The sequence below is a fragment of the Sulfitobacter alexandrii genome, assembly GCF_001886735.1.
Lineage (GTDB): Bacteria > Pseudomonadota > Alphaproteobacteria > Rhodobacterales > Rhodobacteraceae > Sulfitobacter > Sulfitobacter alexandrii.
In genome coordinates, this window is the sequence record NZ_CP018076.1 from 3356443 (window position 1) to 3381918 (window position 25476).

The window sequence follows — 25476 nt, forward strand, 5'->3', positions numbered from 1 at the left end:
TGCACCGTTGCGTCTGGATGTCCGGACCCGGAAGGAAGCTGGGCCGTCGCGCGGTCCGCGTGGCCTAGCCGGGGTGCGCGCGGATCACATAGGGCGGGTCGAGCGGCCATTCGTCAAGGTTCGGTGTATCGCCGATCCGGTCGACGACGGCGAACAGTCCGGGGGCGGCAAGCGGCGTCAGGACCCCGTGCCATGTGCCCCGGTGCAGGTTGATCCCCTGGTGCGGTGCGGTGAGAAAGGCACGGGGCACACCGGGCCGGTCTCCCTGGTCCGGGGCCACGATCACCAGGAATGGATGCGAGGTCATCGGCAGGAAGGCCTGCGAGCCGTCGGGATGCCGTTCGAGCAGGTCGAGGGTATAGGGCAGGCTGCGCGGCTCCGCGTCGAAGATGCTGATGCCCGCGCGGCCGTCGGGGCCGAAATCGAGCGCGGCGCGATCGTGGTGACGCCCGCACAGACCCGCGTTGATCAGCCGGTCGGGGGTGCCGGCGGCGTCCAGCACATCTCCGAAAGGGGCGAACGCCGCCGCCGACAGCTTCTGTGCGATGATCTCCTGCGCGTCGGTCATAGCGGCATGTGCCGGTTCACGTCCTTGTAGAGCAGATACCTGAAGGGGCCGTCGCCGGTGGCGATGCAGGCCTGCGGGCAGAACGCGCGCAACCACATGAAATCGCCGGGCCCGACGCCGACCCAATCCTTGTTCAACAGGTAATCCGCGGTGCCCTCCAGAACGTAGAGCCCGTGTTCCATCACGTGCGTCTCGGCAAAGGGGATGCGCCCGCCGTGCCGGAACGTCACGATGTTCACGTGCATGTCATGCCGCAGGTCCGAAGGATCGACGAACCGCGTGGTTGACCAGACCCCGTCGCAGTCCGGCATCTCGATCGGTGCCACCTCCTTGTCCGAGGTAACGAAAGCCTCCGGCGTATCCACGCCCTCGGCAGGCTTATAGCGTTTCCTGATCCAGTGAAATTGCGCCACGGACTCGCCGTCGTTCCAGACGGTCCAGACGGCATCGGGCGGGATGTAGGCGTAGCCGCCCGGCGCCATGATGTGCCGCTGCCCGTCGATGTTCAGCGTCACCTGTCCCTGCGCCACGAAGATCACCGACTGCGCCTCCGGGTCCGTTTCGGGCGCGTCTGACCCGCCACCGGGCCGCAATTCCACCGCGTATTGCGAAAAGGTCTCGGCGAAACCCGACAACGGCCGGGCCAGCACCCACATCCGCATGTCGCGCCAGCCGGGCAGGTAGCTGGTGACGATATCGCGCTGCGTCACGGCGGGAAGCACCGCATAGGCGGGGGTGAACACCGCCGTCCCTTCCGGATCGACCGACTGGTCCGGCAATCCGCCGGGGGGAAACGCGTAACTCATGACATGTCCTCCAACCGCAGCCGCGCGATGCGCTCCACCTGCCCGCAGGCGGTGGCGAATTCGGTCGCGGTGTCCTGTGCGATCCGCGTCTCGAAGGCGCGCAGGATTCCGGCCTTGTCATGGTCGCGGACCGCGATGATGAACGGAAAGCCGTGCTTGGCCACGTAATCGGCATTCAGCGCCTCGAACTTTGCCCGCTCGGCATCGGTCAGGGCATCCAGCCCCGCGCTGGCCTGCTCCGCCGTGCTTGCCTCGGTCAGGCGTTTGGCGTTCGCCAGCTTGCCCGCGAGGTCGGGGTGCGCCTGCAGGACATCCAGACGCTCCGCCTCACTGGCGGAACGGAACATCCGCGCCAGCGCGTTGTGCAGCCCTGCCGGACAATCATGGGCGGGGCCCAGTTCCAGCGCATGGGCCCTTTCGGCGATCCAGGGGGAATGCTCGAAGATGCCGCCGTAGGCCTCGACAAAGGCGTCACGGTCCATCTGGCTGGGCCGCACCCGATCCGGCTGCGGCGGATGCTCGGCGCGCCAATGATCCGCGATGTCGATGCGGCGGGGCGTCCAGACCCCTTCGAACCCCTTGATGTATTCCACGAACCGTTTCAGTGCCTGGATCCGGCCGGGCCGCCCCACCAGCCGGCAATGCAGACCGACCGACATCATCTTGGCCGCGCCTTGCGTGCCTTCGGCGTAGAGCGCATCGAAAGTATCGCGCAGGTAGGCATAGAACTGGTCACCGGAATTGAACCCCTGCGGCGTGGCGAAACGCATGTCGTTGCAGTCCAGCGTGTAGGGAATGATGAGCTGATCGCGCGGACCCACCCGCATCCAGTAGGGCAGATCGTCATCGTAGGTGTCGGAGACGTAGTCGAACAGACCCGTGCGCGCGGCCAGCGCCACGGTATTGACCGAGGTGCGCCCGCAGTACCACCCGCGTGGCGCTTCGCCCACCACCTCGGTGTGCAGCCGGATGGCCTCGTCCATGTCGGCCTGTTCCGCCTCGGCGGTATGGTCTTTGTAATCGATCCATTTCAGCCCGTGGCTGGCGATCTCCCAACCGGCGTCCCGCATCGCCTCCACCTGCCCGGGGGCGCGGGCGAGCGCGCTGGCCACGCCATAGACGGTCACCGGGATGCCGGCATCGGTGAACAGCCTGTGCAGCCGCCAGAACCCTGCCCGCGCGCCGTAATCATAGATGCTTTCCATGTTCCAGTGCCGCTGCCCCGGCCAGGGCTGCGCGCCGACGATCTCCGACAGGAAGGCTTCCGAGGCGGCATCGCCATGCAGCAGGCAGTTCTCGCCGCCCTCCTCGTAGTTCACCACGAATTGCACCGCGATACGCGCGCCTCCGGGCCATCGGGCATCGGGGGGCGTGGGGCCGTAGCCGTGGAAATCGCGGGGATAGCGGTTCATGTCGGATGTCCTTGTCTTGCGCGGCCCACACTGCACAAATCGCGGGGGAGGCGCAATTTTCCTTCTGCCGCAAACAGCGGTCGGGCTGCATCCGCAGGGGATGCAGCCCGATGCCAGATTGACTGCTGCGGCCTGTGTTTATGGATTAGACTGGGATTATTAGGCGCGGGCCAACCTGAGTGACTGCCGGGGCATGACGCGTTTCGCGAGACATTGCTGAATACATGGAGCTGACAAAAATCAACGTGGCGTCCCCCCAGACGACATATCGGAACCCCGATCATGCACGTATGGCGTGCAGATTGCGGGGTTGGACCCATATATAGGCAAAGGATGATTCGCAGGTCAAAGGAAAACGAATCACTTCGACCGGAAAATGCGAATCACCCGCGTTCATGGCCGGATTCGCGGCGTGCCCGCACCGACCCGGCATTGACGCCGAGGGGTGCGGCCTTATCCTGTGATGCGTTCCCGACCCTGCGCAGGAGACCTTGATGGCCGACGGATACCTGACGACCCATGTTCTGGATACCGCGATGGGCCAGCCCGCCCGCGCGCTGGCGGTGACGCTCTACCGGATCGAGGGCGACGCGCGGATCAGGCTGGCGGATATGCAGACCAATGCCGATGGGCGCACGGACACGCCGATCCTCCCGCGGGAGGGGTTCGCGCCCGGCACCTACGAACTGGTCTTTGCGGTCGGTGCCTACTTGGACCGGGTCGGCAGCCCGGCCGAAAGCCCGCGGTTCCTCGATGAGGTGCCGATCCGTTTCGGCATCTCCGACGCCACGGCGCACTACCACGTGCCGCTGCTGTTGTCGCCCTACGGGTATTCAACCTACCGGGGCAGCTGAGCCGCGCCGCCGGTGCGGTCCGCCCAGCGCCGCCAGCGCGAGGATCAGGCCGGATACCGTCGCGATCATCCCCGCGGCCGACACGCTGTCCTGCAGGCCGATCCACAGCGGGCCGTAGCCCGCCAGCACGTAGCCCAGGATCGCCGATAGGGTGGCAAAGCCGACGGACCAGGCGATCTGATGCTCCAGCCGGTTGGTCATCAGCCGGGCGGCGGCGGACGGACAGATGAACATCGCGATCACGATGATGCTGCCGACCGCGTCAAACGCGGCCACCGCGGCAATCGCGGATATGATGACGAGGGCCAGTCCCAGTGCCCCGGTGCGCAACCCGATGGTGCGCGCGAACCCCTCGTCGAACGTGCTGATCTTGAGAGGCCGCCAGAACAGCGCGATGAAAGCCGCCACGAGAACCAGCGTCGCCGCCATGCGCGGCAGTTCCACCGGGAGGGCACCCAGCGCCTGCGGGTCGAGCAACGAGCCCCAGCCCGTCGCGTCCAGCCAGATCAGGCTTTCGAGGTTGCCGTAAAGCGCGTGCTCCACGTCCAGATGCACGGAGGACGTGTCGGATTGCTCCAGCAGGAGCACGCCTGCCGCGAACATCGTGGTAAAGACGACCCCCATGGCCGCGCCGGTTTCGATCCCGCCAAGGCGGCGTACCGCCTCGATCGCACCCACGGCCAGCACCGCCGCCCCCGCGGCCCCCAGAAGCATCGGCAGGGTGCCGACCGAGCCGCCGATCAGAAAGGCGACGACGATTCCCGGCAAGACGACGTGGCTGATCGCATCGCCGATCAACGCTTGTCGCCGCAGCACGAGGAAATTGCCCGGCAGGGCGCAGGCCACGGCCACGCAGATACCCGTCAGCAACGGCACAAGGCTCAACGGAACGAATTCCTCACCGCTCATGCCGGCATCCCCACCTTGGGAAGGCGCGCGTCCACCTCGGCAAGCTGATCGGCGGTCAGCACCGTTTCGATGTCCGTCAGCCCGTCGTCCTGCGCCGCGGCGGCCTCGAACGCGGGGTCGCTACGGATCACCTGCCAGCGGCTTTCGTCACGCAGGGCGCGCGCGGCGCGGGCGCGTCCCCGGTCGGTCGGCACCCCGTCGGGCAACGCGAGCCCCCGCGCCTGCAAGAGCCGCAGCGTCATCCTTTCGTAGATCGGCTGGCCATGCGCCAATGCCAGCAGACCCTGACGCAGGTGCACCCGGCGCTGGTGCGCGCGGTGCCGGACAAGCGCGGACACGACCCCGCGCCCCGGCGCCGCCAGCAGCGAAAGTGCGAAAAGGGCAAACCCGACCAGAACGATGATCGGTCCGGTCGGCAGATCGGGGATGGCGGCGGACAGTGCCGCGCCGACATAGGCCGACACGCCGCCCACCGCCCCCGAGATCACGACGACCCGGTCGGTCCGTTCGGTCCAGAACCGCGCGGTGACCGGCGGTATGATGAGCAATGCCACGATCAGGATCAGGCCGACCAGCTTGAGCCCCACCACCGTCACCGCGAGGACCAGCCCCATCATCGCAAGGTCCGTGCGGGGCACGTTCTGGCCGATCGACGTCGCGTACTCCGGATCGAACGAGGCCAGCGTCAGCGGCCGGCGCATCAGGACCACCAGCGCGAGGGTCAGCGCGGCGGAAACGGCGATGATCAGCGCATCGCTGCGCAACATCCCCGCGGTGGAGCCGAGCAGGAAACCTTCCAGTCCGGCCTGCCGGCCCGAGGACATGGTCTGTATCACCGTCAGCAGCACGATACCGAAACCGAAGAAGACGGACAGCACCGACCCGATCGCGGCATCCTCGGCAAGTCGGGTCCGGCCGGAGAGCCAGGACACCAGCAGCAGACCTGCCACCGCAGACAGCGCCGCGCCCGACAAGAGCCCCACCAGATTGCGGCCGTCGCCGCCCAGCGTCACCATCACCATGAAGGCCAGCGCCACACCCGGCAGGGTCGCGTGGCTTATGGCATCGCTGACCAGTGCGCGCTTGCGCAGGAACAGAAAGGTGCCCCCGACGCCCGCCGCCATCCCCAGCAACGTCGCCCCCAGTGTCACGAGAGTGGCGTTGTAGCCCAGTTGCAGCAGCAGCGCTTCCGCGATCATGACAGGGCCAGCGCCTCCATCTGCGCGCCGGCCAGCCGTCCGCCGTAAGCGTTCTGCAGGTTCGCGGTGACAAAGGTGGTCGCCACCGGCCCTTCCGCGATCCGCCGGGTGTTGATGAGAAAGACGTTGTCGAAATAGTCCGTGACCGTTGACAGGTCATGGTGAACCGCCACCACCGTCTTGCCCGCGTCCCGCAGCGACTTGAGCACGCCGATGATCGCCTTTTCCGTCGCCGCATCGACCCCGGCGAAAGGTTCGTCCAGCAGGTAGAGATCCGCATCCTGCGCCAGCGCCCGCGCGAGGAAGACACGCTGCTGCTGCCCGCCGGACAACTGGCCGATCTGCCGGTCCGCGAAATCCTCCATCCCGACCCGCGCAAGGCAGTCCCCGGCCCGCGCACGGTGGGTGGGGCGAATGCGCCCCAGCAGACCCAGTTGCGGATAGAGCCCCATCAGCACGACGTCGATCACGCGCGTCGGGAAATCCCAGTCCACGCTGGCCCGTTGCGGCACGTAGGCGATGCGATGGCGCTGTTTTTCCACCGGCTTGCCGTAGACGGTCGCGGCGCCCGCCAGCGGCGTCAGGATGCCCAGCGCCGCCTTCAGCAGGGTGGACTTGCCCGCGCCGTTGGGGCCAATGATGGCCGTCATCCGCCCCGGTTCGACCGTCATGTCGACGGAGAAGATCGCGGGTTTCTGGCCGTAGGATACCGTCATACCACGCACCGCGAGCGGGCTGGAGTCGCGGTGATTCGCATCGGTTTCCGGCGGTCGTTCGGTGGCGAGCCTGAGGGACATGGATCAGCTTGCCCCGGACAGCTTGCCCGCCATGCCGCCGGCGGACAGATCCGCGCCCAGCGCCCGGGCGATGGTGGTGACGTTGTGGTCGATCATCCCGATGTAGGTTCCCTCGTAGGTACCCTCCTGCCCCATCGCATCCGAGTAGAGCGATCCGCCGATCACCACCTCGTGCCCCCGCGCGGCGGCGCCTTCGATGAGCGCGCGCATGTTGCGATCCGAGACCGATGTCTCGACGAAGACAGCGCCGATCCGGCGCTCCACCAGCAGGTCCACCAGTTCGGAGATCCGGTTCAGCCCCGCCTCGGAATTCGTGGAAATCCCTTGGATGCCGATCACCTCGAACCCGTATTCCCGGCCGAAATAGCTGAATGCGTCATGCGCCGTGACCAGCACGCGGGCCTCTTCGGGCACGCGGGCCAGCGCGTCGCGGGCATAGCCCGACAGCGTGGCAAGCTCGCGCCGGTAGTCCTGCGCGTTGGCGGCAAAGGTTTCGGCCATGTCGGGGCGCACGTCCGTGAGGGCGACAGCGATCTCGGTCACCACGTCGGACCAGATTTCGGGCGTCATCCAGACGTGCGGATCGTAGCGGCCCGCGTAGTCGGGATGTTCCAGCAGCCTGCCCTTGTCCAGCGCCTCGGCGACCGCCACGACACTGCGCTTGCCGCCCAGCTCCTCGAAGAACCGTTCCATCTGCGCCTCGAGGAAGAGACCGTGCCACAGGGTCAGGTCGGCCCGCGTCATCGCCACGATGTCGCTGCGGGTCTGGCGGTAGCCGTGCGGGTCGACGCCCGGTCCCATCAGGGCCCGGACTTCCACCGCGTCCCCGCCGACCCGGCGCGCGCCGTCGGCGATCATGCCAGTGGTCGCCACCACGTTCAGCACGGGCGCCGCGCGCAGCGCGCTCGCCGTCGCCAGCAGCGACAGGCCGCCCAGAAGGGTGGCGCGGCGGGTAAGGTTCAGGGTCCGGGGATCAATGCTCATGCCGCATATATGAGCGTGCTTTCGCGTTCCGTCAATGCAATTGCGAATTATTCGCAATATTGATCGAGCGTCAAAATGATATCTCGAACACCGCGCCACCCGGGGCGGGAAGGTGCGCGATGGTCCCCCCGTGCGCCCCGATCAGCGCCCGCACGATGGCCAGCCCCATGCCGGTGCCGCCCTGCGCGCGCGTGGTCGTGAAGAACGGATCGAAAAGGCGCGCCCGGTCGCCCTCGGCGACGCCGCGCCCGTTGTCGGACACCCTGAGCCTGCCTCCCGCCCAATCGAGCGTGATGCGGTCCGCACCGTGGCCCGCCGCGTTCTGCGACAGCTGCCGAAGTACCGCGACGAGGTCGTCCTCCGGCATCGGCACCTTGCCGTCGCGGCCCAGCGCGACCGACAACCCGGTGATCTGTGCGGCGGCGACGGACAGCAGCACCTCTCCGCCCTCGCGTGCGAGACCCGCCGCCGCGTGGCGGCGCAGGTCGCTCAGCAGCTGATCCATCCGCGCCGCGGAGTCCGCGATGGTCGCGGCCAAGGCACGGCGCTCATCGTCGGTCGCGTCCTCCAGCAGCTCCGCCGCCCCGGCGATGGCGGTGAGCGGCGATTTCATCTCGTGGGTGACGTGGTCGGCATAGGCCCTCATCGTGGCCGCCCGGTTCTGCAGGGTCGCCCCCATGTCGATCACGCTCTGCCCGAGTTCGGAGAATTCCGGGGTGCCGAAATGGGCGGGTGGCGGGCCGGCGCGCCCGGCCTTCATGTCACGGGCGTGTGCCGTCAGCGCGGTCACCGGGCGCAGCACCAGTCGCCACAGCAGAAACCCGAGGATCGCGGCCGAGACCACCGCCAGCCAGAGGATCAGCCATGCCGTTTCCGCCCAGCCGAGCACGTTGCCGGCGACCCGGAAATAGGTCAGCCCCAGCACGGGCACCGCGACGATGCCCGCCATGGCACCGGTCACGATCAGCGCCAGCGGCGGCCGCCACTTGCGTGTCACCTCCCCCGGCATGGACCCATCCTGATCCCGACGCCGTGAACCGTTTCGATGGCATCGGCGCAGCCTGCCTCGGCCAGCTTGGCGCGCAGGTTGCGCAGGTGGCTGTCGAGCGTGCGATCGGAGACGTGAACGTGCGCGCCGTAGACCGCATCGGTCAGCGTGGGCCGCGGCATCACCTGGTCGGGTCGGGTCATGAGATGAGACAGGATCTTCATCTCGCGTGCCGTGAGGGCCACGGCCTGCCCGTCCACGGCACACCCGTGACGCCCGGTATCCAGAACCAGCACACCCCGCGACAGCCCGGGTTCCTCCGCCGTCCGCCCACCGGCGCTGCGCCGCAGGATCGCGCCGATCCGCGCCGTGAGTTCACGCGGAGAGAAGGGCTTGCTCACGTAGTCGTCGCCGCCCAGTTCGAAGCCGAGCACCCGGTCGATCTCGTCGTCCCGCGCGGTCAGGAACAGCACCGGCGTCTGGTCCGTGCGTCGCAGCGCCCGGCACAGGGCGAGGCCATCCATTTGCGGCAGACCGATATCGAGCACGATCAGGTCATAACGCCCCGACTGCGCCTTGCTCAGGCCTTCGGCCCCGTCGCCGGCCTCGTCGCTTTTCATCCCGGCCTTGTCCAGCGCCATGCGGAGCACGGTACGGATCTGCGGGTCGTCGTCTACGATCAGGATATGCGGGGCGGTCATCGGCGGGCCTTCGACTGGATGACCGCAAGGCTATTGCGGGCGCGTGCGGTACGAAAGCCCCATTCGCGCCAGTCGCGCGGCGCGGCAATACGGTGGCCGCCGGGGCACAGCCGATGCCCCCGCGCGACTTCCGCCGCCGCGATCACCGGCCGGGCGGAAGGGCCCAGGCCGCAGAGATAGGAGTGGTCCTGCGTCACCGGGTGCGAGAGGTTGAAGCGCGCGATGACGGCGTCGAAGCTGACGAAGGCGCAGGCGTAGACCACGGCGAGCGCCATGCCGCCGCCGCGGACCATCAGCCACTGGTTGTCCCGGGACCCGCAGACCTGCCAGAAGATCAGCATGAGCCCCGCGGCCGTGAGCGCCATCCAGATCCCGGCGGCAAGACGCAGGTGGGTCAAGCCGTAGACACCGACGTAGAGGTCCAGCCGCACCAGCGACGACACGACAAGCGCCACGTTCTGCGCGACCCAGACCAGCAGTAGCGCCCGAAGCAGCCTGTCATGCGTGGCCCAGCGCCGTGTCAGCAAGGCGAACCCGCCTGCCAGAAGGCCGGTCACCACGAGCGGATAGGCGCCCCGGTGCGCATATTCGGCATAGGTGATCCCGTCGGGCAGTCCGACCCCGCCGTAGAGATAGACAAGGTCCAGCACGGTCTGCACCGCGAATACGGCATTGAACAGGACCAGCGCCCGCGCGGTGGAGGCGGGGTTGATGAGCCCCTCGCGCCGGGGGGTGGCGGGCCGCGCGCCGGGGGCGGCCGCCAGCCTTTCGCGCAGCGCGGTCAGGCGCAGGGCGGTCCAGACCAACGGCACGAGGCACAGCCAGAAGCCCAGCCGCTCTGCCTGCGGGAGTGCGGGATCGACGGCGGCGATGTCGGCCAACCAGCGGTCGGCCACCGGGTTGGCCATGAGCAGGAGGGCGATGAACACCAGTCCCAGCAGGATCGGCACCAGCCAATGCCGAATCGCCTGCCGTGCCCATCCCGCCATCCGTGCCCCGTCGGCGGTGCCGACGGCGTCGGTCGCATCGCGTATCGATTGCTGCAGGCCCAGCGGCCAAAGCCGAAGCACGGCGCGCGGCACCTGCGCCGGTATCAGCCCCGCGATCACCGCCAGCACCGCGGACCCGCCCGCCACGGCGATGGCGAACGACAGCGGTTGAACCAGTTCGACCAGCGGCAGAAAGGACAGCAGGCTGCCCGCTGCCGCGACCCGGAGGCGCCCGGGCTCCACGCGGCCCGCCGCGACCATCGCCACAAGGACCATCGCGACCCCGAACACCGCCAGCGACAGTCCAGGCGTCACCTGCCACACCATCGCGTCGCCGAGCGCGATCAGCGCCACCAGAAGCCCCGCGCGCCAGCCGGGGAGCCTCGACGCAGGGGTTCTGCCCCGCGCCGACGGCGGCGGTGGCGCGTTCAGCCACCAGCCGTCCTGCTGCATCGACAGGGGCACGCCCCGGATCAGGAATGTCTTCATCTTCTGGCCCTCGTTTCATTTCTTGCAACGCCCGTTCTGCCAGCCCGCCGTGCAGACTACCGGAGCCGTTCGTGCAGTTTTCGCGCAGGGGACGTGGCGGCAGCGCCGCTTGCCAAAGGGGCCGCGGGCATGGCACCTTCGTCTCCTGACCTCGAAGCGGAGAGACCCGATGGCACAGTCGCCAGCCCAGGCCCAGACAGACCTCGCCCGGACCGAGCGGACCCACCTGCCGCAGGTCGCCCTGCCCCGTAATCCGGGCATGCCGCTGGACCTGAACTGGGTACTGGGTGCGCGGGCGAACACCTCGGCGATCGAGCGGCGCGCGGCGGCCCTGCCCGCCCGCCGGTCGGTCAAGAAGGCGCATCAGGCGGCATGGCTGCTGCGCGCGGTCACCTGCATCGACCTGACCACGCTGTCGGGGGACGATACCGCGCGGCGTGTGGGACGGCTGTGCGCCAAGGCGCGGCAGCCGGTTTCCCCCGCGCTGCTGGACGCGCTGGGCATGGGGCCGATTACCACGGGCGCCGTCTGCGTCTACCACGAGATGATCGCGCCGGCGGTGGCCGCGCTCGACGGTACGGGGATTCCCGTCGCCGCTGTCTCCACCGGGTTTCCGGCGGGGCTTTCGCCGTTTGAACTGCGCCTCAAGGAGATCGAGATGAGCGTCGCCGCCGGGGCCAGTGAGATCGACATCGTGATCTCGCGCCGTCACGTGCTGTCGGGCGACTGGCAGGCATTGTACGACGAGATGCGCGCGATGCGCGAAGCCTGCGGCGAGGCGCACGTCAAGGCGATCCTTGCCACGGGCGAACTGGGATCGCTGCGGAATGTCGCGCGCGCCAGCCTCGTGTGCATGATGGCGGGCGCGGATTTCATCAAGACCTCGACCGGCAAGGAAAGCGTCAACGCCACCCTGCCCGTCAGCCTTGTGATGATCCGGGCGATCCGCGATTACCACGACCGCACCGGTATCCGCGTCGGCTACAAGCCAGCGGGCGGAATTTCCAAGGCCAAGGACGCGATCACCTACCTCGCGCTGATGAAGGAGGAGCTGGGCGACCGCTGGCTCAAGCCCGACCTCTTCCGCTTCGGCGCGTCATCGCTGCTGAACGACATCGAGCGGCAGCTGGAGCATCACGTCACCGGGCATTATTCGGCGGGCTACCGCCATGGGACCAGCTAGGCCTGTCCGCGGACAAGGTGATGAAATCGTTTACGAATAACCAACGGGAAAGCGCGCAGATGACCGTCTCCGAGATCTTCGACACCATGGACTACGGCCCCGCCCCCGAAAGCGCCGCGGATGCGCTGGCGTGGCTGGTCGACCAGGGCAGCCGCTTCGGCCATTTCATAGACGGGGAGTTCACGAAACCCGGCGAAGGCTTTGACAGCACCAACCCGGCGACCGGCGAGGTGCTGGCGACGCTGACGCAAGCGACGCAAGCCGACGTGGACGCCGCCGTGAAGGCTGCGCGCCGCGCGCAGCCCAAGTGGGAAAAGCTGGGGGGCCATGGCCGGGCGCGTCATCTCTACGCGCTGGCGCGGCTGTTGCAAAAGCACGCCCGGCTGTTCGCGGTGCTGGAAGTCCTCGACAACGGCAAGCCGATCCGGGAGGCGCGCGACATCGACGTGCCGCTGGCGCAACGCCACTTCTACTACCACGCCGGCATGGCGCAACTGATGGAGGCCGAGCTGCCCGACGCGCAGGCGCTGGGGGTCTGCGGGCAGATCATTCCGTGGAACTTCCCGCTGCTGATGCTGGCCTGGAAGGTCGCGCCCGCACTGGCGATGGGCAACACCGTGGTGCTGAAACCGGCGGAATATACCTCGCTGACGGCGCTACTGTTCGCCGACATATGCCGGCAGGCGGGGCTGCCGAAGGGTGTCGTGAACATCGTCACCGGCGACGGCGCGGTGGGCGAGATGATCGTCGGCCACGACGACATCGACAAGATCGCCTTTACCGGTTCCACCGCCGTGGGGCGCCGCATCCGCGAGGCGACGGCCGGCAGCGGCAAGGCGCTGACGCTCGAGCTCGGGGGCAAGTCGCCCTACATCGTCTTCGACGACGCCGACCTCGACAGCGCGGTCGAGGGGCTGGTGGATGCGATCTGGTTCAACCAGGGGCAGGTCTGCTGCGCGGGGTCGCGGCTGCTGGTGCATGAACCGGTGGCCGACGGCTTCTACGCCAAGCTGCGCGCGCGCATGGGCAAGCTGCGGGTCGGCGACCCGCTGGACAAGAGCGTGGACGTGGGTACGCTGGTGGACCCGGTGCAGCTGCGGATGGTCAGCGAGATGGTCGAGGCCAACAGCGCGGGCGAACGCTACGTGGCGGAGACCGACATGCCCGAGGGGGGCTGTTTCTACCCACCGACGCTGATCACCGGGCTGAACCCGGCGGACACGCTGATGCAGGAGGAGATCTTCGGCCCGGTGCTCGTCTCCACCACCTTCCGCACACCGTCGGAGGCGGTCAGCCTTGCCAACAACACGCGCTACGGGCTGGCGGCGACCGTCTGGTCCGAGAACATCAACCTCGCGCTGGACATCGCGCCGCAACTCGCGGCGGGCATCGTCTGGATCAACGGGACCAACCTGATGGATGCCGCCGCCGGTTTCGGCGGCGTGCGCGAAAGCGGTTTCGGGCGCGAGGGCGGGTGGGAAGGGCTGGCCGCCTACACCCGGCCCCGGACAACACCGAAACCGCTGAAGGCGATCGAGCCCTTCACCGGCGAAGGCGCACCGCAGGATCCCATCGACCGAACCGCGAAGCTGTACATCGGCGGCAAGCAGACGCGGCCCGACGGCGGCTATTCGGCGCCCGTCTGGGGCAAGTCCGGTGCGCTGCTGGGGCATGCGAGCCTCGCCAACCGCAAGGACGTGCGCAACGCGGTGGAGGCGGCGCAGGCGGCGAAGGGCTGGAGCAGAAGCACCGGCCACCTGCGGGCACAGATCATCTATTACCTGGCCGAGAACCTCGCGGCGCGGGCGGAGGAGTTCGCGCATCGCCTGGATACCCTGCAAGGCGGCAAGTCGGGCGCCAAGGAGGTGGAGGCCAGCATTCGGCGGCTCTTTACCTACGCCGCATGGGCCGACAAGTACGACGGGCAGGTGCATGGCGTTCCGATCCGGGGCGTGGCGCTGGCGATGAAGGAGCCCGTGGGCGTCATCGGCGCGCTTTGCCCTGCCGAGGCGCCGCTGCTCGGCCTCGTGTCGGTCATGGCGCCGGCCATCGCGATGGGGAACCGCGTGATCCTCGCGGCGTCCGAACCCTACCCGCTGGCGGCCACCGATTTCGTGCAGGTGCTGGAAACGTCGGATGTGCCCGCCGGGGTGGTGAACATCCTGACCGGACCCCATGCCGACCTTGCCGACACGCTGGCCCGGCACCTCGACATCGACGCGGTCTGGTCCTTCGGCGCGGCCGAGTTCAGCGCGACCGTGGAGAAGGGATCGGCATCGAACCTCAAGCGGACCTGGGTCAACAACGGCCAGGCCCGCGACTGGATGGGGCCGGAAGGCGAGGGCCACGCCTTCCTCAGGGCCGCGACCGAGGTGAAGAACATCTGGGTGCCGTACGGGGAGTGACGCCGCGGCGCGGGCCGGAGGATTCATCACCTCCTTCCCGGTCCTTCGCAGCCGGTCAGTTGCTGGTGGCGGAGTCCAGACCTTCGGGCTGTCCTACCACCACGAAGTGCAGGCCGTCGGGGTCCAGCAACTCTCCCGCGACACGCTTCACATCGTCCAGCGTCACCGCCTCCACCTTGTCGTTGCGGGTCGCGACATAATCGATCGGCAGGCCCAGCAATTGCATGCCGACAAGGATGTTCGCGATCGGCGCGTTGCCGTCGAACCGAAGCGGATAGGCGCCGGTGATATATGTCTTGGCCGCGTCGAGCTCTTCCTGCGTGACGCCGTCCGCCGCCGCCTTGGCCCATTCATCGCGGATCACCTCGATGGCGTCGGCGATGCGGTCGTTCGAGGAACTGACAGACCCCATGTAGACCTCGGCGAGGTCGCGGGACACGAGGTAGGAATACACACCGTAGGTCAGGCCGCGTTTCTCGCGCACCTCGTCCATCAGGCGGCTTTCGAAAGACCCTCCGCCCAGAACGTGATTGAGCAGCAACGCCGCGAAGAAATCCGGGTCATCCTGCGCGATACCCTTCTGACCGAAGACGGCGACGGACTGTGGCGTGGGGAAATCCACGACGGTCACGCCGCCGGGGATCGTCACGTCAGCACGCGGGGGCATCGGGGCCCCGGTCTCCGGCAGGTCGCCGAGCAGATCGTCGACCAGCTTGCCCAGTTCCTCGGGGGTTATGTCGCCCACCGCCCCGATATAGACGCGGTCGCGCGCCAGCACATCGTTCTTGGCCGTGACCAGATCGTCGCGGGTCAGGCCCGCCACGCTCTCCAGCGTTCCGTTCAGCGAAGTTGCGTAGGGATGGTCGCCAAAGGCGATCTGGTCGAAGGTGTCGCCGGCGATGTCGTCAGGATCCTTGGCATCCGACTGGATGATGGACAGGACCTGCCCGCGCACCCGGTCGATCGAAGACTGGTCGAACGTCGGTTCCTGAAGCGCCGCCCGCAGGAGCGCGACGGAGGCGTCCCGGTTTTCCGTCAGAAAGCGCGCGGAGACCGACACGTCGTCACGCGACGCGTCGAAGCCGAAAGAGGTCGCCAGCGCCTCGGACGCCTTGGAGAATTCGCGCGCATCCATGTCACCCGCGCCCTCTTCGAGCAGGGCGGTCATCAGGTTCACCGCACCCCGCTTGCCGGGCCGGTCCAGCGACGCGCCCCCCCGAAAGCGCAGCTCGAGCGCCACGAAGGGAATCGAATGGTCCTCGACCAGCCACGCGGTCAGGCCGCCGGGGCTTTCGACGGACTGTATGTTGACCTCTGCCCGCGCGGGCAGGGCGAGGATGATCGCGACGATCAGGCCGTAGAACAGTCTCATTGTGTGACCTCCGGTTTCATCAGCCAGCCGGTGACCGACCGTTTCCTGTCAAAGACGTCCCGCGCTGCGGCCATGATGTCGTCCGCGGTCACGGCTTCCAGCACGTCCGGCCAGTTCTGCACGTCCTCGACGCTCAGCCCGGTGGCCAGCGCCTGACCGTACCGGTTCGCGACGGAATCGGCGTCGTCGCGGGCATAGATCTGGCTGGCGCGGATCTGGAGCTTGATCCGGTCCAGCTGTTCGGCATCCACGCCCGTCTGCATGAAATCGGCCAATGCCGCGTCCATCGCGTCTTCGGCCTGTTGCAGACTGACCCCCGCGGCGGGCACCACGGCAAGGTCGAAGGTCGTGTCGTCAAGCGAGACCCCCCGGTAGAAGGCACCGGAATAGGTGACGAGCTGCTGGTCGAACTGCAGTTTCTCGGCAAGGAAGGACGTGGTGCCCCCGCCGAGGATCTCGGCCAGCAGGGTCAGGGCGGCGGCCTCCTTCTGGTCGCCGGGATCGCGTTCGGGCGCAAGGTAGGACCGGCTGACATAGGGCTGGGCGACGCGTTCGTCGCGGAAAATCAGCCGCCGCTCGGCGGTCTGGGGCGGCTCCTGCGTGCGCACCCGTTCCGGCAGGTCGGGGTTCGCGGGGATCACGCCGTAGTATTTCTCGGCCAGGCGGCGGACCTCGTCGGGCTGCACGTCACCGGAGACGACCAGGATGGCGTTGTTCGGCGAATAATAGGTCTGGTAGAAAGACAGCGCATCCTCGAGGTCCAGCGCTTCCATCTCGTGCATCCAGCCGATCACGGGGCTGCCGTAGCGGTGGTTGAGGTACTGCGCCGCGTTCATCTGTTCGCTCATCAGCGCGCCGGGGCTGTTTTCGGTCCGCTGCTTGCGTTCCTCGATGATCACGTCGCGTTCGGTGCTGATGTTTTCCGGGGTCAGGCGGATGTTGCGCATCCGATCGCTTTCCATCTCCATCATCAGTTCCAGCCGGTCGGCCGCCACGCGCTGGTAGTAAGCGGTGTAATCGTAGCTGGTGAAGGCGTTGTCGCGTCCGCCGTTGGCCGCGACCGTCGCCGAGAACTCTCCGGCTTCCATCTTGTCTGTGGCCTTGAACAGCAGGTGTTCGAGAAAGTGCGCCACCCCCGAAGATCCCTTGGGTTCGTCGGCAGAGCCGGCCCTGTACCAGACCATCTGCTGCACGACCGGCGCGCGATGGTCTTCGACGACGACGACATCCATGCCGTTGTCCAGGGTAAAGGTCGTCACCGCCTCGTTGTCCTTGGCCTGCGCCGCGACGGGCATGACAAGCGCAAGGACAGCGCCGAGAATGTGCAGTCTATTCATGGCCGCTCCTATAAGTCCGACAGGGACAGAGGTACGCATGCCGCCCGCATAATCAAGGCAACTCACAGATAAATGAGACAGGCGCGGCAGTCGCCCCGGCTCAGCCCGGATTGAAGCGGCGGTCGCGCGGCGGCGCGGAGGGGGTCCGCGCCCCGGCACGGCGCCACCGTTCCGCTTCGGCGGCGGGGTCGAGGGCCTGCCGGCGGTAGGCCTGGGCGTAGCGGTCCACCGGCACCAGCCGGATCTGGGTGAAGCGCCCCTTCCGGCGGCGGAAGTCCGCGTCGGCCTCGGCGAGGATCGCACGGATGCCCGGGGTCACGCCACGACGGCTGGCGTGGTTGACCAGCGCGCCGTCGCGCGCGTCGATGCCGCCCTGCTTCGCCTGCGGGTTGCCGCCGAAGGCGGTGATGCCCTCGTTCACGGCGGAACGATCGGTCAGGTTCGCCTGGCCCGGTGTCGGAGGCGGCAGCGTGTTGTAGCTGGCCGGCTCCTGCAGCGGCGCGGAGGGGGTGATCATGAATTCGTCCGGTCCCTTGGAGTCGGTCCGGAGGTCGCGCAATCCCTGGTTGGCGCAGGCCGAGAGAGCCAGCGGTATCAGGATCATGAGGACGGTACGGCGCATGGTGCGTCTCCTTTGGGTCTGCCCCTCAATATCGCAGGGGGGCGGGCAATGTCACTTAGGTTTTTTCCGCGGCTGCCGGGCGGCGGATTTCCCGTCGCTGCTGAAGAAGATCAGGCCCAGTGCGCCCGCGAAGATGAACACGTCGGCGATGTTGAACACGAAGGGATTGTCGATGCCGCAACAGGACATGTTCAGAAAGTCCAACACGTATCCGTAGAGCAGCCGGTCCAGCACGTTTGCCAGCGCGCCGCCCACCAGCAGGCCGCCGCTGATCCGGGCCAGCCGGGGTTGGGCGGACCGCATCAGCCAGACGGTGACGGCGACGCAGATTACCACGGCCAGCGCGATCAGGATCCACCGGCTGGATTCCGATCCGCCACCGAACAGCCCGAAATTGATGCCCCGGTTCTCGCCGTAGCGGAAGTTGACCAGCGGCGGCAGCACGTCGATCGACCGGATACGTGCCAATTCCATCGTGTGGATGACCAGGTACTTGCTGAGCTGGTCGATCACGAAGGCGAGAATGCCGGAGACGAGAAAGCTGCGCATGATCCCCTGCGCCTCAGTGCCGGAAGTGGCGCATGCCGGTGAATACCATGGCGAGACCGGCCTCGTCCGCCGCGGCGATCACCTCGTCGTCGCGCATCGACCCGCCCGGCTGGATGAGCGCGGTGGCCCCTGCCGCCGCCGCCGTCACCAGCCCGTCCGCGAAGGGGAAGAAGGCGTCGGACGCCACGACCGATCCCTGCGTCAGCGGCGCGGGCAGGCCCATTGCCTCGGCCATGTCCTGCGCCTTGCGCGCCGCGATCCGGGTGCTGTCCACGCGGCTCATCTGCCCAGCCCCTACGCCGACCGTCGCGCCATCCTTGACGTAGATGATCGCGTTCGACTTCACGTGTTTCGCCACGGTCCAGGCGAACAGCATGTCCGCCAGTTCCTGCTCCGAGGGTTGGCGCCTGGTGACCACCTTCAGATCGTCGCGCGTGATGCGGCCGATGTCCTTGTCCTGCACCAGCCAGCCGCCCGATACCTGCCGCACCGCCAGCGCCGCCGCGTCGTGCCGCGCAAGCCCGTCGGTCGTGAGCAGACGCAGGTTTTTCTTTTTGCCAAAAATACTCATGGCGTCTTCGTCGGCACCCGGCGCGATCACCACTTCGGTGAAAATCCCGCTGATGGCCTCGGCGGTTTCACCGTCCAGCGGCTGGTTCAGGGCGATGATGCCGCCGAAGGCCGAGGTGCGGTCGCAGTCGAAGGCGCGGGTGTAGGCCTCCACCATGGTCGCGCCGGTCGCCACGCCACAGGGGTTGGCATGCTTGATGATGGCGCAGGCGGGTCCGTTCTCGGGAGCGAATTCGCTGACCAGTTCAAAGGCGGCGTCCGTGTCGTTGATGTTGTTGTAGCTCAGTTCCTTGCCCTGGTGCTGACGCGCGGTCGCCACGCCCGCGGCGCCCGACCCGTCCGTGTAGAAGGCCGCGGCCTGGTGGGGGTTCTCGCCATAACGGAGTGTTTGCGACAGCGTGCCGCCAAAGGTGCGGCGGCGTGGCGTGCCCCCGACCTGCGCGGCCATCCAGGTGCTGACGGCGGTGTCGTAGGCGGCCGTGCGGGCATAGGCCGTCTGCGCGAGCCGCTGGCGCAGGGCGTAGGTCGTCTGCCCGCTGTTGGCTTCAAGCTCGTCGATCACGGCGGCGTAGTCCTCGGTATCCACCACGACGGTCACGAAGCCGTGGTTCTTGGCCGCGGAGCGGATCATCGCGGGACCGCCGATGTCGATGTTCTCGATCACCTCGTCATAGGCCGCCCCCTTGGCCACCGTCGCCTCGAAGGGATAGAGGTTGACCACCACGAGGTCGATGCCGCCGATGCCGTGTTCCTGCATCGCCGCGACATGGTCGTCCTTGTCGCGCAGTGCCAGCAGGCCGCCGTGGACCACCGGGTGCAGCGTCTTGACCCGACCGTCCATCATCTCGGGAAAGCCGGTCACCTCGGCCACGTCCTTCACGTCCAGCCCCGCATCGCGCAGCGCCCGGGCGGTGCCGCCAGTGGACAGGAGTTCGACCCCGTGGGCGGCAAGCGCCTGGCCGAGCTCCACCAGGCCGGTCTTGTCGGATACGGAAAGAAGGGCGCGTTTGACGGGGGAAAGATCGGGCATCTGGCAGGGTCCTATTGTTCGTCCGGGTCAGTATGATCCGCCAATGGATCGTCCATCGAGAGATCACGCACGCCAATCGCAGTTTCCTGCGCCTTGGACAAGGACCACCTGACCCGCGTGGCATAGGTAAAGGCCATCCCGGACAGCACGATCTGCTGCGTGGCGCGGGGTTTGAGACGCGTGGTTTCGAGGTAGGCGCCCGGTTCGAGCGAGAGATTATGCGTACCGTCGTGCCGGAACACCCAGATTTCCCCGCTCTTGAGCGCCATGGACACCGCCGCGCCGCCGAGATCCAGCGTCGCATCCACGTCGGGGTGCAGGTGAAAGCGGATGTCGAAGCGCAGGCCCTTGAGCTTCGCCGCGTCGAGCGCCTTGTCGAAACGGCGTTTCTCGGCATCCTCCAGCGCCAGCAACATGTCCTCGCCGGCCAGTCCCCGCCCGTCGAGCGTGAGTTCGAGGGTCCGCGCATGAGTCAGCCCGTGAGAGCGCACGTATCCGTTGTGCCCGCCCTGAAAGCGGATCCCGTCGCCGGCGGAACTGATCTCGACCGGGACATGGGTCGGCCCGTCGATCAAGGCTTCCCGGCCCGTGATGCGGTCGGGCTCCGCCAGCCGCGCGCTGGAGTAGCCCCCGAGGCACAGGGCGGAATGCGACGGTGTTGCCCGCCCCGCGCGGCGCCACTCCACGCCGAAGGACGCCCCCGATCCGCAATTGACGATCAGCGGGCGCCGTCCCGATGTGAGCTCGAAAGCCAGGGTGGAGGCATGGGCATTGCCCGAAGCCGGCCCGCCGGGCGGCGAGGCCGCGTCGATGACCACCGATGTCCGGCCGCCCGACAGCCGGGCATAGCCCATCGACAGCCCACCTGCCGGGGCCGCGCGCACCCTCGATGCCGCCAGGGCGTGGTCCAGCCACCCCTCGACCCCGCGGCCACCGCCGTGGAACCGGGCCAGCCCGCCGTCCGCGTGGCGCAGCGCGCGCAGGGTCGGCGCGATGCGGGCGATGGCGGCCAGGTGATCCTTTGGCGTGCCGCGTCCCGCATCGCTGAGCGCGGCCGCCGCCCATGTGAGCAGGGTGAAGACGGCCAGCAGTTCCTCGGGATTGCGGGTGGGCAGGCCGCCCTGCATGTCGATCTGGCTGCGGCATTCGCGCGACAGCGCCTTGATCGCGGGGTCGGCCAGCGCTTCCTGCCCCTCGAGCGCGAGGCCCGCGTAGATCAGGCCCGTCAACGCCTCGAAGCGCGGCAGGCCCGGTGCCGCGCCGTGCCAGCGCCGGGACAGGAATTGCGTCTGCTGGTCGAGAGACGTGTAGAACGCCCGGCTGTGTTCAGATTCCTGCCCCCGCAGGCAGAAGATCGCGTGGTTGATCCAGCGGATCAGCCGCCGGCCCGTCAGGTCCGGTGTCCACCCGGGGCCGCGCCCCTTGCCGAAGCGGTCGATCCAGTCCCAGAGCCAGTGCTGCGCGACCTGGCGCGCCGTGATGTCCCCCACCGCCGCGAGGTCGTCCAGCCAGGCGAAGCCGTGCAGCTCGGCGGCATAGGCGGCATCCGGTACGTCCAGTTCCCACAGCGTGTGGCCGGGCGCGTTGATGAGCGTGCCCGCGAAGAGGTAGTTGCCGCCGATCAGTTGCCGCCCCCGCGCATAGGAGCCGATGGTCCGCGGTTCGGGAGAGGAAACGAACCCCCGGACGTGGTTCTGCGCGCGCGGACGGGTCGCGGCACGGGCGTGCCACCTGTCGAGGAACCGCGCCCGTTGCGCGGTCAGGCCGGGGATGCTGAACATGTTTTGCTGCCCTTGACGCTCTGCTGGCGTTTGCGGGCAGCATAGCGTCTGACCCGTCGGGTGTCACCGCTTTTTGCCCCGCCGTTCCGGCACCGGCGTGAAAGGTCGCAAACGGGCTGTTCCCGATGCTGCGTCCTGCCTATCGTGGCGGCATGATCGCAAGCCTGATGATGTACCTCAGACCGGAGACGGAGGCGGCGCACCTGCGCTACTGGGACGCGCTGCGCCGCGCCTTGCGCGCGCGCGGCGTTCCGGCCCCCGCCGAGATGTGCAACGCGGCGGAAGCCTTCTCGGTCTGGACCGCGCCGGACCTTGTCTTGAGCCAGACCTGCGGGATGCCCTTCCGGACCCGTCTGCACGACCGGGTCACCCTTGTCGGCACACCGGATTTCGGCGTCGATGGCTGCCCGCCGGGATATTACCGCAGTGCCGTCGTCGTGCGGGCCGACGACGCGCGCCCGTCCCTGCGCGATTTTGCCGATGCGCGGTTCGCCTTCAACGATGCGGGATCGCAATCGGGCCTGGCCGCCATGCATGCCGTGGCCCTGGCGGAGGGTTTCTGGTTCGGCGACCGGCGGCAGACGGGCGGACACCGCGCCTCGGCCCTTGCGGTAGCCGAAGGCGAGGCGGACATCGCGGCGCTGGATGCGGTGACATGGCGGCTGATCCGGCGGTACGACCCTTTTGCGGCAGGGTTGCGGGTATTGACCTGGACCCCCCCGACGCCCGGCCTGCCCTATATCACGGGGCCGGGCATGGACCGTGCGCAGGTGTTCGACGCGGTGGTCGAGGCGATCGAACATCTGACGGAGGCCGATCGGGATGTGCTCGGCCTGCTGGGGCTGGTGGATATTCCGGCACGCGATTACCTTGCGATCCGCAATCCGCCACCCGGCGACCTGTGACAGCACGATGCGCCCCCCGCGCGGGAGCGCCGGTTGGCTTTCCTCAGCCCTGCTTGCGCAGGCAAGCGACGTAGAATCCGTCCATGCCGCCGATGTCCGCCCAGTAATCGGGGCGCAGGCGCAGACCGCCTTCGGCTGTCAGCCAGCCGCTGTCCACCCCCGGCACCATCGCCGCGTCGCGATCCACCTGCATGTCGGGGTGCCGCTGAAGTGCTTCGTCCACCTGGACCTCGCCCTCGTCCGGCAGCAGGCTGCAGGTGCAGAACACCATCCTGCCGCCCGGTTTCAGCAGGGACCATGCGTGGTCGATCAGCTCGGACTGGAGATCGATCAAATCGCCGAACTCGGACCCGTCCTTGGCATAGGGCAGGTCCGGATGGCGGCGCAGTGTCCCGGTGGCGGAACAGGGCGCATCCAGCAGGATGCCATCGTAAGTGCCGGTCACCGCGCGGGCGTCCTGGGTCAGCAGATCGGCCTTCAGCCTGGTCCGGTCCAGGTTCTCGCGCACACGCGCCATGCGACCTGCCGAGGTATCGACAGCCGTGACGGCCGCCCCCGCGGCGGCGAGTTGCATGGTCTTGCCGCCCGGCGCCGCGCAGAGGTCCAGTATCGTCTCGCCCGGTCGCGGCGCGAGAACCCGCACCGGCAGCGCGGCTGCAGCGTCCTGCACCCACCAGTCGCCCGCGGCGAACCCGGGCATCGCGGAGACCTGCCCCGCGTCCGTCACGCGGACGGAGCCGGTGGGCAGCAGCGTGCCGCCCGTCACCTCGGCCAGGGCCGCGGGGTCGCCCTTGGCCGTGATATCCAGCGGGGCCCCGGCGAAATGGGCCTGTTCCATCGCGGCGATGGCCTCGGCGCCCCAGGCCTCGACCAAGGGGCCGCGCAGCCATTTGGGCAGGCGCGGCGCGCGCAGCGCGGGCCACGCCTCCGGACCCTCGGCGGCGATCTTGCGCAGGACAGCGTTGGTCAGCCCCTTCAGGTGCCCCAGACTGCGGTGGCCGGACACGAGGTTCACCATCGTGTTGACGACGCCATGCGCAGCCCCACCCTGGCACAATTCGACCGTCCCGACCCGCAGGACGTTGCGCACCGTCAGCGGCGGCTGCTTGCGCAGGTGCTTTTGCAGCAGCCGGTCGGCGCGTTCGAGCCCGCGCAGGGTATCCTGCGCCAGCCGCTGCGCGCGGGCCCGGTCGTCGGGCGGCAGCCTGTCCAGGGTTCCGGCGGCCAGCAGTTCCGACATCAGGCGCGGCTCTTCCCCCAGGATCTGGTCGAGAAGGTAAACCGCGCTCCTGCGCGCCTCTGCGCCGGTGTCTGCCATGCCATCGCCTCTTGTGGTGGGGGGACCGGGTTGTCCTGCCCTCGGGGCGGCGTATATCAAAGGCATCAGCCGCTCAAGAGGATGCCATGTCAGAGCCCGTCGATATTCCGAACCCCGCACCGGCGCCCAAGCCGATCCCGGACACGCCGAACGATCCGACACCGACGCCCGAGCCGGACCTGCCCCCGCAGCCGCAGCCCGATCCCGCGCCGCGCCCTATTCCGCCTGCCGCGCAGCGCGCGCTGGCCGAGGCGGAGGCCCGCCGCCGCGAGGCCGCCGACCTGCGCCTGCCGCCCGAACTGGGTGGCCGCGACGGGCCCGAACCCGTCCGTTACGGTGACTGGGAGAAGAAGGGGATCGCGGTCGATTTCTGACGCCGCGCGTCAGCGCAGGCTGAAATCCGCGGAACGTCCCGTGCCCTTGTCCGAGGTGATGCGCATGTTGTTGCCATCCACCTTGACCTCCTGGCAGTTGTAGCCAAGGTCGTCGCCGCCCCATTCGAGACTGCGGCACAGGTACTCACCCTGCCATTCCCATTGGCCCGTGACCTCCCACGCGGCGCCTGTCCCCGCGATCTGGCCATCGGGCAGCACCTGAATCTTGACCAGCGGACGGGTCAGCGTCTTGCCCCCGACCAGCGCCATGAAATCGTCGCGGGTGGTGACCTTCTGGAAATCCGCCAGAGCGGGCAGCGCCGACGCGGTAAGCGCGGCGGCAAGTGTGATCGCAAGGGGTCGCATCGAACTCTCCTTTCAGCGTGAATTGCACTATACACGCCGAAAGAGGGCCCAAAGTTTCACAATAGCGTCAGCAGGCGGTCAGCCCGCGTCGCCGAGACCCAGCACATCCAGCATGTCGTATGCGCCCGGTGCCCGGCCGATGCCCCAAAGCGCGGCCTTGAGCGCGCCGCGGGCAAAGACCGATCTGTCGGAGGCGACGTGGCGCAAGATGATGCGCTCTCCGTCGGCGGCGAACATCACGTCGTGTTCGCCCACGATGTCGCCCCCCCGGATTGCCGTAAACCCGATGTCGCCGCGACGCCGTGCGCCGGTCATGCCGTCGCGCCCGCGATCCGAAACTTCGGCGAGGGACACGCCGCGCCCCGCCGCCGCAGCCTCGCCCAGCATCAGGGCGGTGCCGGAGGGTGCATCGACCTTCCTGTTGTGATGTGCCTCGATGATCTCGATGTCGAAGTCGGCGTCCAGCGCCGCGGCCACCCGGCGGGTAAGCTGGGTCAGCAGGTTGACGCCGAGGCTCATGTTGCCGGCGCGGACGATGACGGTCTTTTCCGCGAAGGGTGCCAGCTGCGCGATTTCCGCGTCGGTCATGCCGGTGGTCCCGATGACATGGACCGCCCCGGCGGCGGCGGCATGGGCCGCGAAATCCAGCGTTGCGGCGGGCGCGGTGAAATCGATCACGGCGTCGGCCGCGGAAATGGCGGCCTTCGCGTCGTCGGTCACACGGATCCCGATGTCGCCACCGCCCATGGCTGCCCCGACGTCCTGGCCCACCCAGGCGTGATCCGGCCGTTCCACCGCGCCGACAAGCCGCAGGCGGTCGGAGGCCTGCACCTGTCTGATCAGCATCTGGCCCATGCGCCCGGAAGCGCCGGTAATGGTTACGCCGGGAAGTTCTGCCATCTTGTGCACTCCTTTGCCGGGGCCGGTGTACCGCGCAATCGCCGCCTTGGCAAAACACTTGCAAGGGC

General features: G+C 68.2%; 24 protein-coding genes. 5 read left to right on the forward strand and 19 right to left on the reverse strand.

The features are described 5' to 3' along the window. Window positions 1-64: 64 nt before the first annotated feature. The 3 genes from BOO69_RS16410 to puuE are packed head-to-tail and all read right to left on the reverse strand — an operon-like array spanning window position 65 to window position 2786. Window positions 65-568 (reverse strand): ureidoglycolate lyase, encoded by a 504-nt coding sequence (locus BOO69_RS16410; protein WP_071973136.1) that lies wholly within the window; start codon window positions 566-568, stop codon window positions 65-67. Continuing rightward, window positions 565-1374, reverse strand: a complete 810-nt coding sequence (locus BOO69_RS16415) for a bifunctional allantoicase/(S)-ureidoglycine aminohydrolase (protein WP_071973137.1) — start codon at window positions 1372-1374, stop codon at window positions 565-567. The genes BOO69_RS16410 and BOO69_RS16415 overlap by 4 nt, the downstream gene beginning before the upstream one ends. After that, window positions 1371-2786 (reverse strand): allantoinase PuuE, encoded by a 1416-nt coding sequence (puuE, locus tag BOO69_RS16420; RefSeq protein ID WP_071973138.1) that lies wholly within the window; start codon window positions 2784-2786, stop codon window positions 1371-1373. The genes BOO69_RS16415 and puuE overlap by 4 nt, the downstream gene beginning before the upstream one ends. 494 nt (window positions 2787-3280) lie before the next feature. Here puuE and uraH point away from each other — a divergent pair, with 494 nt between their 5' ends. Next, window positions 3281-3640 carry a hydroxyisourate hydrolase gene (gene uraH, locus BOO69_RS16425; protein ID WP_071973139.1) on the forward strand — a complete coding sequence of 120 codons (360 nt, stop codon included), beginning with the start codon at window positions 3281-3283 and terminating at the stop codon, window positions 3638-3640. Here uraH and BOO69_RS16430 read toward each other — a convergent pair. From BOO69_RS16430 to BOO69_RS16460, 7 genes are all read right to left on the reverse strand, one after another. Further along, entirely contained in the window at window positions 3620-4549 is a 930-nt protein-coding gene (locus BOO69_RS16430; RefSeq protein ID WP_071973140.1) for a metal ABC transporter permease, read from the reverse strand. The genes uraH and BOO69_RS16430 overlap by 21 nt on opposite strands. Then, the gene (locus BOO69_RS16435; protein ID WP_071973141.1) at window positions 4546-5748 is read right to left on the reverse strand and encodes a metal ABC transporter permease; all 1203 of its coding nucleotides are present in this window, start codon (window positions 5746-5748) and stop codon (window positions 4546-4548) included. The genes BOO69_RS16430 and BOO69_RS16435 overlap by 4 nt, the downstream gene beginning before the upstream one ends. After that, the gene (locus BOO69_RS16440; protein ID WP_071973142.1) at window positions 5745-6545 is read right to left on the reverse strand and encodes a metal ABC transporter ATP-binding protein; all 801 of its coding nucleotides are present in this window, start codon (window positions 6543-6545) and stop codon (window positions 5745-5747) included. Before BOO69_RS16440 ends, BOO69_RS16435 begins: the two co-directional genes overlap by 4 nt. A 3-nt stretch (window positions 6546-6548) precedes the next feature. Further along, the gene (locus BOO69_RS16445) at window positions 6549-7529 is read right to left on the reverse strand and encodes a metal ABC transporter solute-binding protein, Zn/Mn family (protein WP_071973143.1); all 981 of its coding nucleotides are present in this window, start codon (window positions 7527-7529) and stop codon (window positions 6549-6551) included. Between the two features lie 70 nt (window positions 7530-7599). Next, a complete protein-coding gene (locus tag BOO69_RS16450) occupies window positions 7600-8538 on the reverse strand; it encodes a sensor histidine kinase (protein WP_071973144.1) in 939 nt (312 codons plus the stop codon). Beyond that, window positions 8523-9218, reverse strand: a complete 696-nt coding sequence (locus BOO69_RS16455; protein ID WP_071973145.1) for a response regulator transcription factor — start codon at window positions 9216-9218, stop codon at window positions 8523-8525. The genes BOO69_RS16450 and BOO69_RS16455 overlap by 16 nt, the downstream gene beginning before the upstream one ends. Continuing rightward, on the reverse strand, window positions 9215-10696 hold the full coding sequence (locus BOO69_RS16460) for a DUF4153 domain-containing protein (RefSeq protein ID WP_071973146.1): 1482 nt from the start codon (window positions 10694-10696) through the stop codon (window positions 9215-9217). Before BOO69_RS16460 ends, BOO69_RS16455 begins: the two co-directional genes overlap by 4 nt. 169 nt (window positions 10697-10865) lie before the next feature. Here BOO69_RS16460 and deoC point away from each other — a divergent pair, with 169 nt between their 5' ends. Further along, window positions 10866-11879, forward strand: a complete 1014-nt coding sequence (gene deoC / locus BOO69_RS16465; protein ID WP_071973147.1) for a deoxyribose-phosphate aldolase — start codon at window positions 10866-10868, stop codon at window positions 11877-11879. A gap of 59 nt (window positions 11880-11938) precedes the next feature. Continuing rightward, the gene (locus BOO69_RS16470) at window positions 11939-14284 is read left to right on the forward strand and encodes an aldehyde dehydrogenase family protein (protein ID WP_071973883.1); all 2346 of its coding nucleotides are present in this window, start codon (window positions 11939-11941) and stop codon (window positions 14282-14284) included. Window positions 14285-14339: 55 nt separating this feature from the next. On the opposite strand, the gene BOO69_RS16475 is transcribed toward BOO69_RS16470, so the two are convergent. From BOO69_RS16475 to BOO69_RS16500, 6 genes are all read right to left on the reverse strand, one after another. Then, on the reverse strand, window positions 14340-15656 hold the full coding sequence (locus BOO69_RS16475; protein ID WP_071973148.1) for a M16 family metallopeptidase: 1317 nt from the start codon (window positions 15654-15656) through the stop codon (window positions 14340-14342). Further along, complete coding sequence (locus BOO69_RS16480; RefSeq protein ID WP_071973149.1) at window positions 15653-16993, reverse strand: M16 family metallopeptidase; 1341 nt, start codon at window positions 16991-16993, stop codon at window positions 15653-15655. The genes BOO69_RS16475 and BOO69_RS16480 overlap by 4 nt, the downstream gene beginning before the upstream one ends. 100 nt (window positions 16994-17093) lie before the next feature. Next, window positions 17094-17615, reverse strand: a complete 522-nt coding sequence (locus BOO69_RS16485) for a DUF3035 domain-containing protein (RefSeq protein WP_071973150.1) — start codon at window positions 17613-17615, stop codon at window positions 17094-17096. A gap of 51 nt (window positions 17616-17666) precedes the next feature. Further along, window positions 17667-18164: a signal peptidase II gene (gene lspA / locus BOO69_RS16490; RefSeq protein ID WP_071973151.1), complete on the reverse strand. Its 498-nt coding sequence runs from the start codon at window positions 18162-18164 to the stop codon at window positions 17667-17669. Between the two features lie 13 nt (window positions 18165-18177). After that, window positions 18178-19764 carry a bifunctional phosphoribosylaminoimidazolecarboxamide formyltransferase/IMP cyclohydrolase gene (purH, locus tag BOO69_RS16495; protein ID WP_071973152.1) on the reverse strand — a complete coding sequence of 529 codons (1587 nt, stop codon included), beginning with the start codon at window positions 19762-19764 and terminating at the stop codon, window positions 18178-18180. Between the two features lie 11 nt (window positions 19765-19775). Further along, complete coding sequence (locus tag BOO69_RS16500) at window positions 19776-21545, reverse strand: heparinase II/III family protein (RefSeq protein WP_071973153.1); 1770 nt, start codon at window positions 21543-21545, stop codon at window positions 19776-19778. Window positions 21546-21670: 125 nt separating this feature from the next. Between BOO69_RS16500 and BOO69_RS16505 the strand changes: the two genes are divergently transcribed. Beyond that, window positions 21671-22450 carry a phosphate/phosphite/phosphonate ABC transporter substrate-binding protein gene (locus BOO69_RS16505; RefSeq protein WP_237267503.1) on the forward strand — a complete coding sequence of 260 codons (780 nt, stop codon included), beginning with the start codon at window positions 21671-21673 and terminating at the stop codon, window positions 22448-22450. 43 nt (window positions 22451-22493) lie between these two features. On the opposite strand, the gene BOO69_RS16510 is transcribed toward BOO69_RS16505, so the two are convergent. Further along, a complete protein-coding gene (locus BOO69_RS16510; RefSeq protein ID WP_071973154.1) occupies window positions 22494-23768 on the reverse strand; it encodes an RsmB/NOP family class I SAM-dependent RNA methyltransferase in 1275 nt (424 codons plus the stop codon). Window positions 23769-23947: 179 nt separating this feature from the next. Here BOO69_RS16510 and BOO69_RS16515 point away from each other — a divergent pair, with 179 nt between their 5' ends. Then, the gene (locus BOO69_RS16515; protein WP_071973885.1) at window positions 23948-24142 is read left to right on the forward strand and encodes a DUF1674 domain-containing protein; all 195 of its coding nucleotides are present in this window, start codon (window positions 23948-23950) and stop codon (window positions 24140-24142) included. Window positions 24143-24151: 9 nt separating this feature from the next. On the opposite strand, the gene BOO69_RS16520 is transcribed toward BOO69_RS16515, so the two are convergent. Together BOO69_RS16520 and dapB are read right to left on the reverse strand one after the other, a co-directional pair. Next, window positions 24152-24508: a dihydrodipicolinate reductase gene (locus tag BOO69_RS16520; RefSeq protein WP_071973155.1), complete on the reverse strand. Its 357-nt coding sequence runs from the start codon at window positions 24506-24508 to the stop codon at window positions 24152-24154. A 78-nt stretch (window positions 24509-24586) separates the two neighbouring features. Next, the gene (dapB, locus tag BOO69_RS16525) at window positions 24587-25408 is read right to left on the reverse strand and encodes a 4-hydroxy-tetrahydrodipicolinate reductase (protein ID WP_071973156.1); all 822 of its coding nucleotides are present in this window, start codon (window positions 25406-25408) and stop codon (window positions 24587-24589) included. Window positions 25409-25476: the final 68 nt, after the last annotated feature.

Coding starts and splice junctions, on each gene's coding strand:
- BOO69_RS16410 (WP_071973136.1), bottom strand. CDS start 568: ATGACCGACGCGCAGGAGATCATCGCACAGAAGCTGTCGGCGGCGGCG.
- BOO69_RS16415 (WP_071973137.1), bottom strand. CDS start 1,374: ATGAGTTACGCGTTTCCCCCCGGCGGATTGCCGGACCAGTCGGTCGAT.
- puuE (WP_071973138.1), bottom strand. CDS start 2,786: ATGAACCGCTATCCCCGCGATTTCCACGGCTACGGCCCCACGCCCCCC.
- uraH (WP_071973139.1), top strand. CDS start 3,281: ATGGCCGACGGATACCTGACGACCCATGTTCTGGATACCGCGATGGGC.
- BOO69_RS16430 (WP_071973140.1), bottom strand. CDS start 4,549: ATGAGCGGTGAGGAATTCGTTCCGTTGAGCCTTGTGCCGTTGCTGACG.
- BOO69_RS16435 (WP_071973141.1), bottom strand. CDS start 5,748: ATGATCGCGGAAGCGCTGCTGCTGCAACTGGGCTACAACGCCACTCTC.
- BOO69_RS16440 (WP_071973142.1), bottom strand. CDS start 6,545: ATGTCCCTCAGGCTCGCCACCGAACGACCGCCGGAAACCGATGCGAAT.
- BOO69_RS16445 (WP_071973143.1), bottom strand. CDS start 7,529: ATGAGCATTGATCCCCGGACCCTGAACCTTACCCGCCGCGCCACCCTT.
- BOO69_RS16450 (WP_071973144.1), bottom strand. CDS start 8,538: ATGCCGGGGGAGGTGACACGCAAGTGGCGGCCGCCGCTGGCGCTGATC.
- BOO69_RS16455 (WP_071973145.1), bottom strand. CDS start 9,218: ATGACCGCCCCGCATATCCTGATCGTAGACGACGACCCGCAGATCCGT.
- BOO69_RS16460 (WP_071973146.1), bottom strand. CDS start 10,696: ATGAAGACATTCCTGATCCGGGGCGTGCCCCTGTCGATGCAGCAGGAC.
- deoC (WP_071973147.1), top strand. CDS start 10,866: ATGGCACAGTCGCCAGCCCAGGCCCAGACAGACCTCGCCCGGACCGAG.
- BOO69_RS16470 (WP_071973883.1), top strand. CDS start 11,939: ATGACCGTCTCCGAGATCTTCGACACCATGGACTACGGCCCCGCCCCC.
- BOO69_RS16475 (WP_071973148.1), bottom strand. CDS start 15,656: ATGAGACTGTTCTACGGCCTGATCGTCGCGATCATCCTCGCCCTGCCC.
- BOO69_RS16480 (WP_071973149.1), bottom strand. CDS start 16,993: ATGAATAGACTGCACATTCTCGGCGCTGTCCTTGCGCTTGTCATGCCC.
- BOO69_RS16485 (WP_071973150.1), bottom strand. CDS start 17,615: ATGCGCCGTACCGTCCTCATGATCCTGATACCGCTGGCTCTCTCGGCC.
- lspA (WP_071973151.1), bottom strand. CDS start 18,164: ATGCGCAGCTTTCTCGTCTCCGGCATTCTCGCCTTCGTGATCGACCAG.
- purH (WP_071973152.1), bottom strand. CDS start 19,764: ATGCCCGATCTTTCCCCCGTCAAACGCGCCCTTCTTTCCGTATCCGAC.
- BOO69_RS16500 (WP_071973153.1), bottom strand. CDS start 21,545: ATGTTCAGCATCCCCGGCCTGACCGCGCAACGGGCGCGGTTCCTCGAC.
- BOO69_RS16505 (WP_237267503.1), top strand. CDS start 21,671: ATGCTGCGTCCTGCCTATCGTGGCGGCATGATCGCAAGCCTGATGATG.
- BOO69_RS16510 (WP_071973154.1), bottom strand. CDS start 23,768: ATGGCAGACACCGGCGCAGAGGCGCGCAGGAGCGCGGTTTACCTTCTC.
- BOO69_RS16520 (WP_071973155.1), bottom strand. CDS start 24,508: ATGCGACCCCTTGCGATCACACTTGCCGCCGCGCTTACCGCGTCGGCG.
- dapB (WP_071973156.1), bottom strand. CDS start 25,408: ATGGCAGAACTTCCCGGCGTAACCATTACCGGCGCTTCCGGGCGCATG.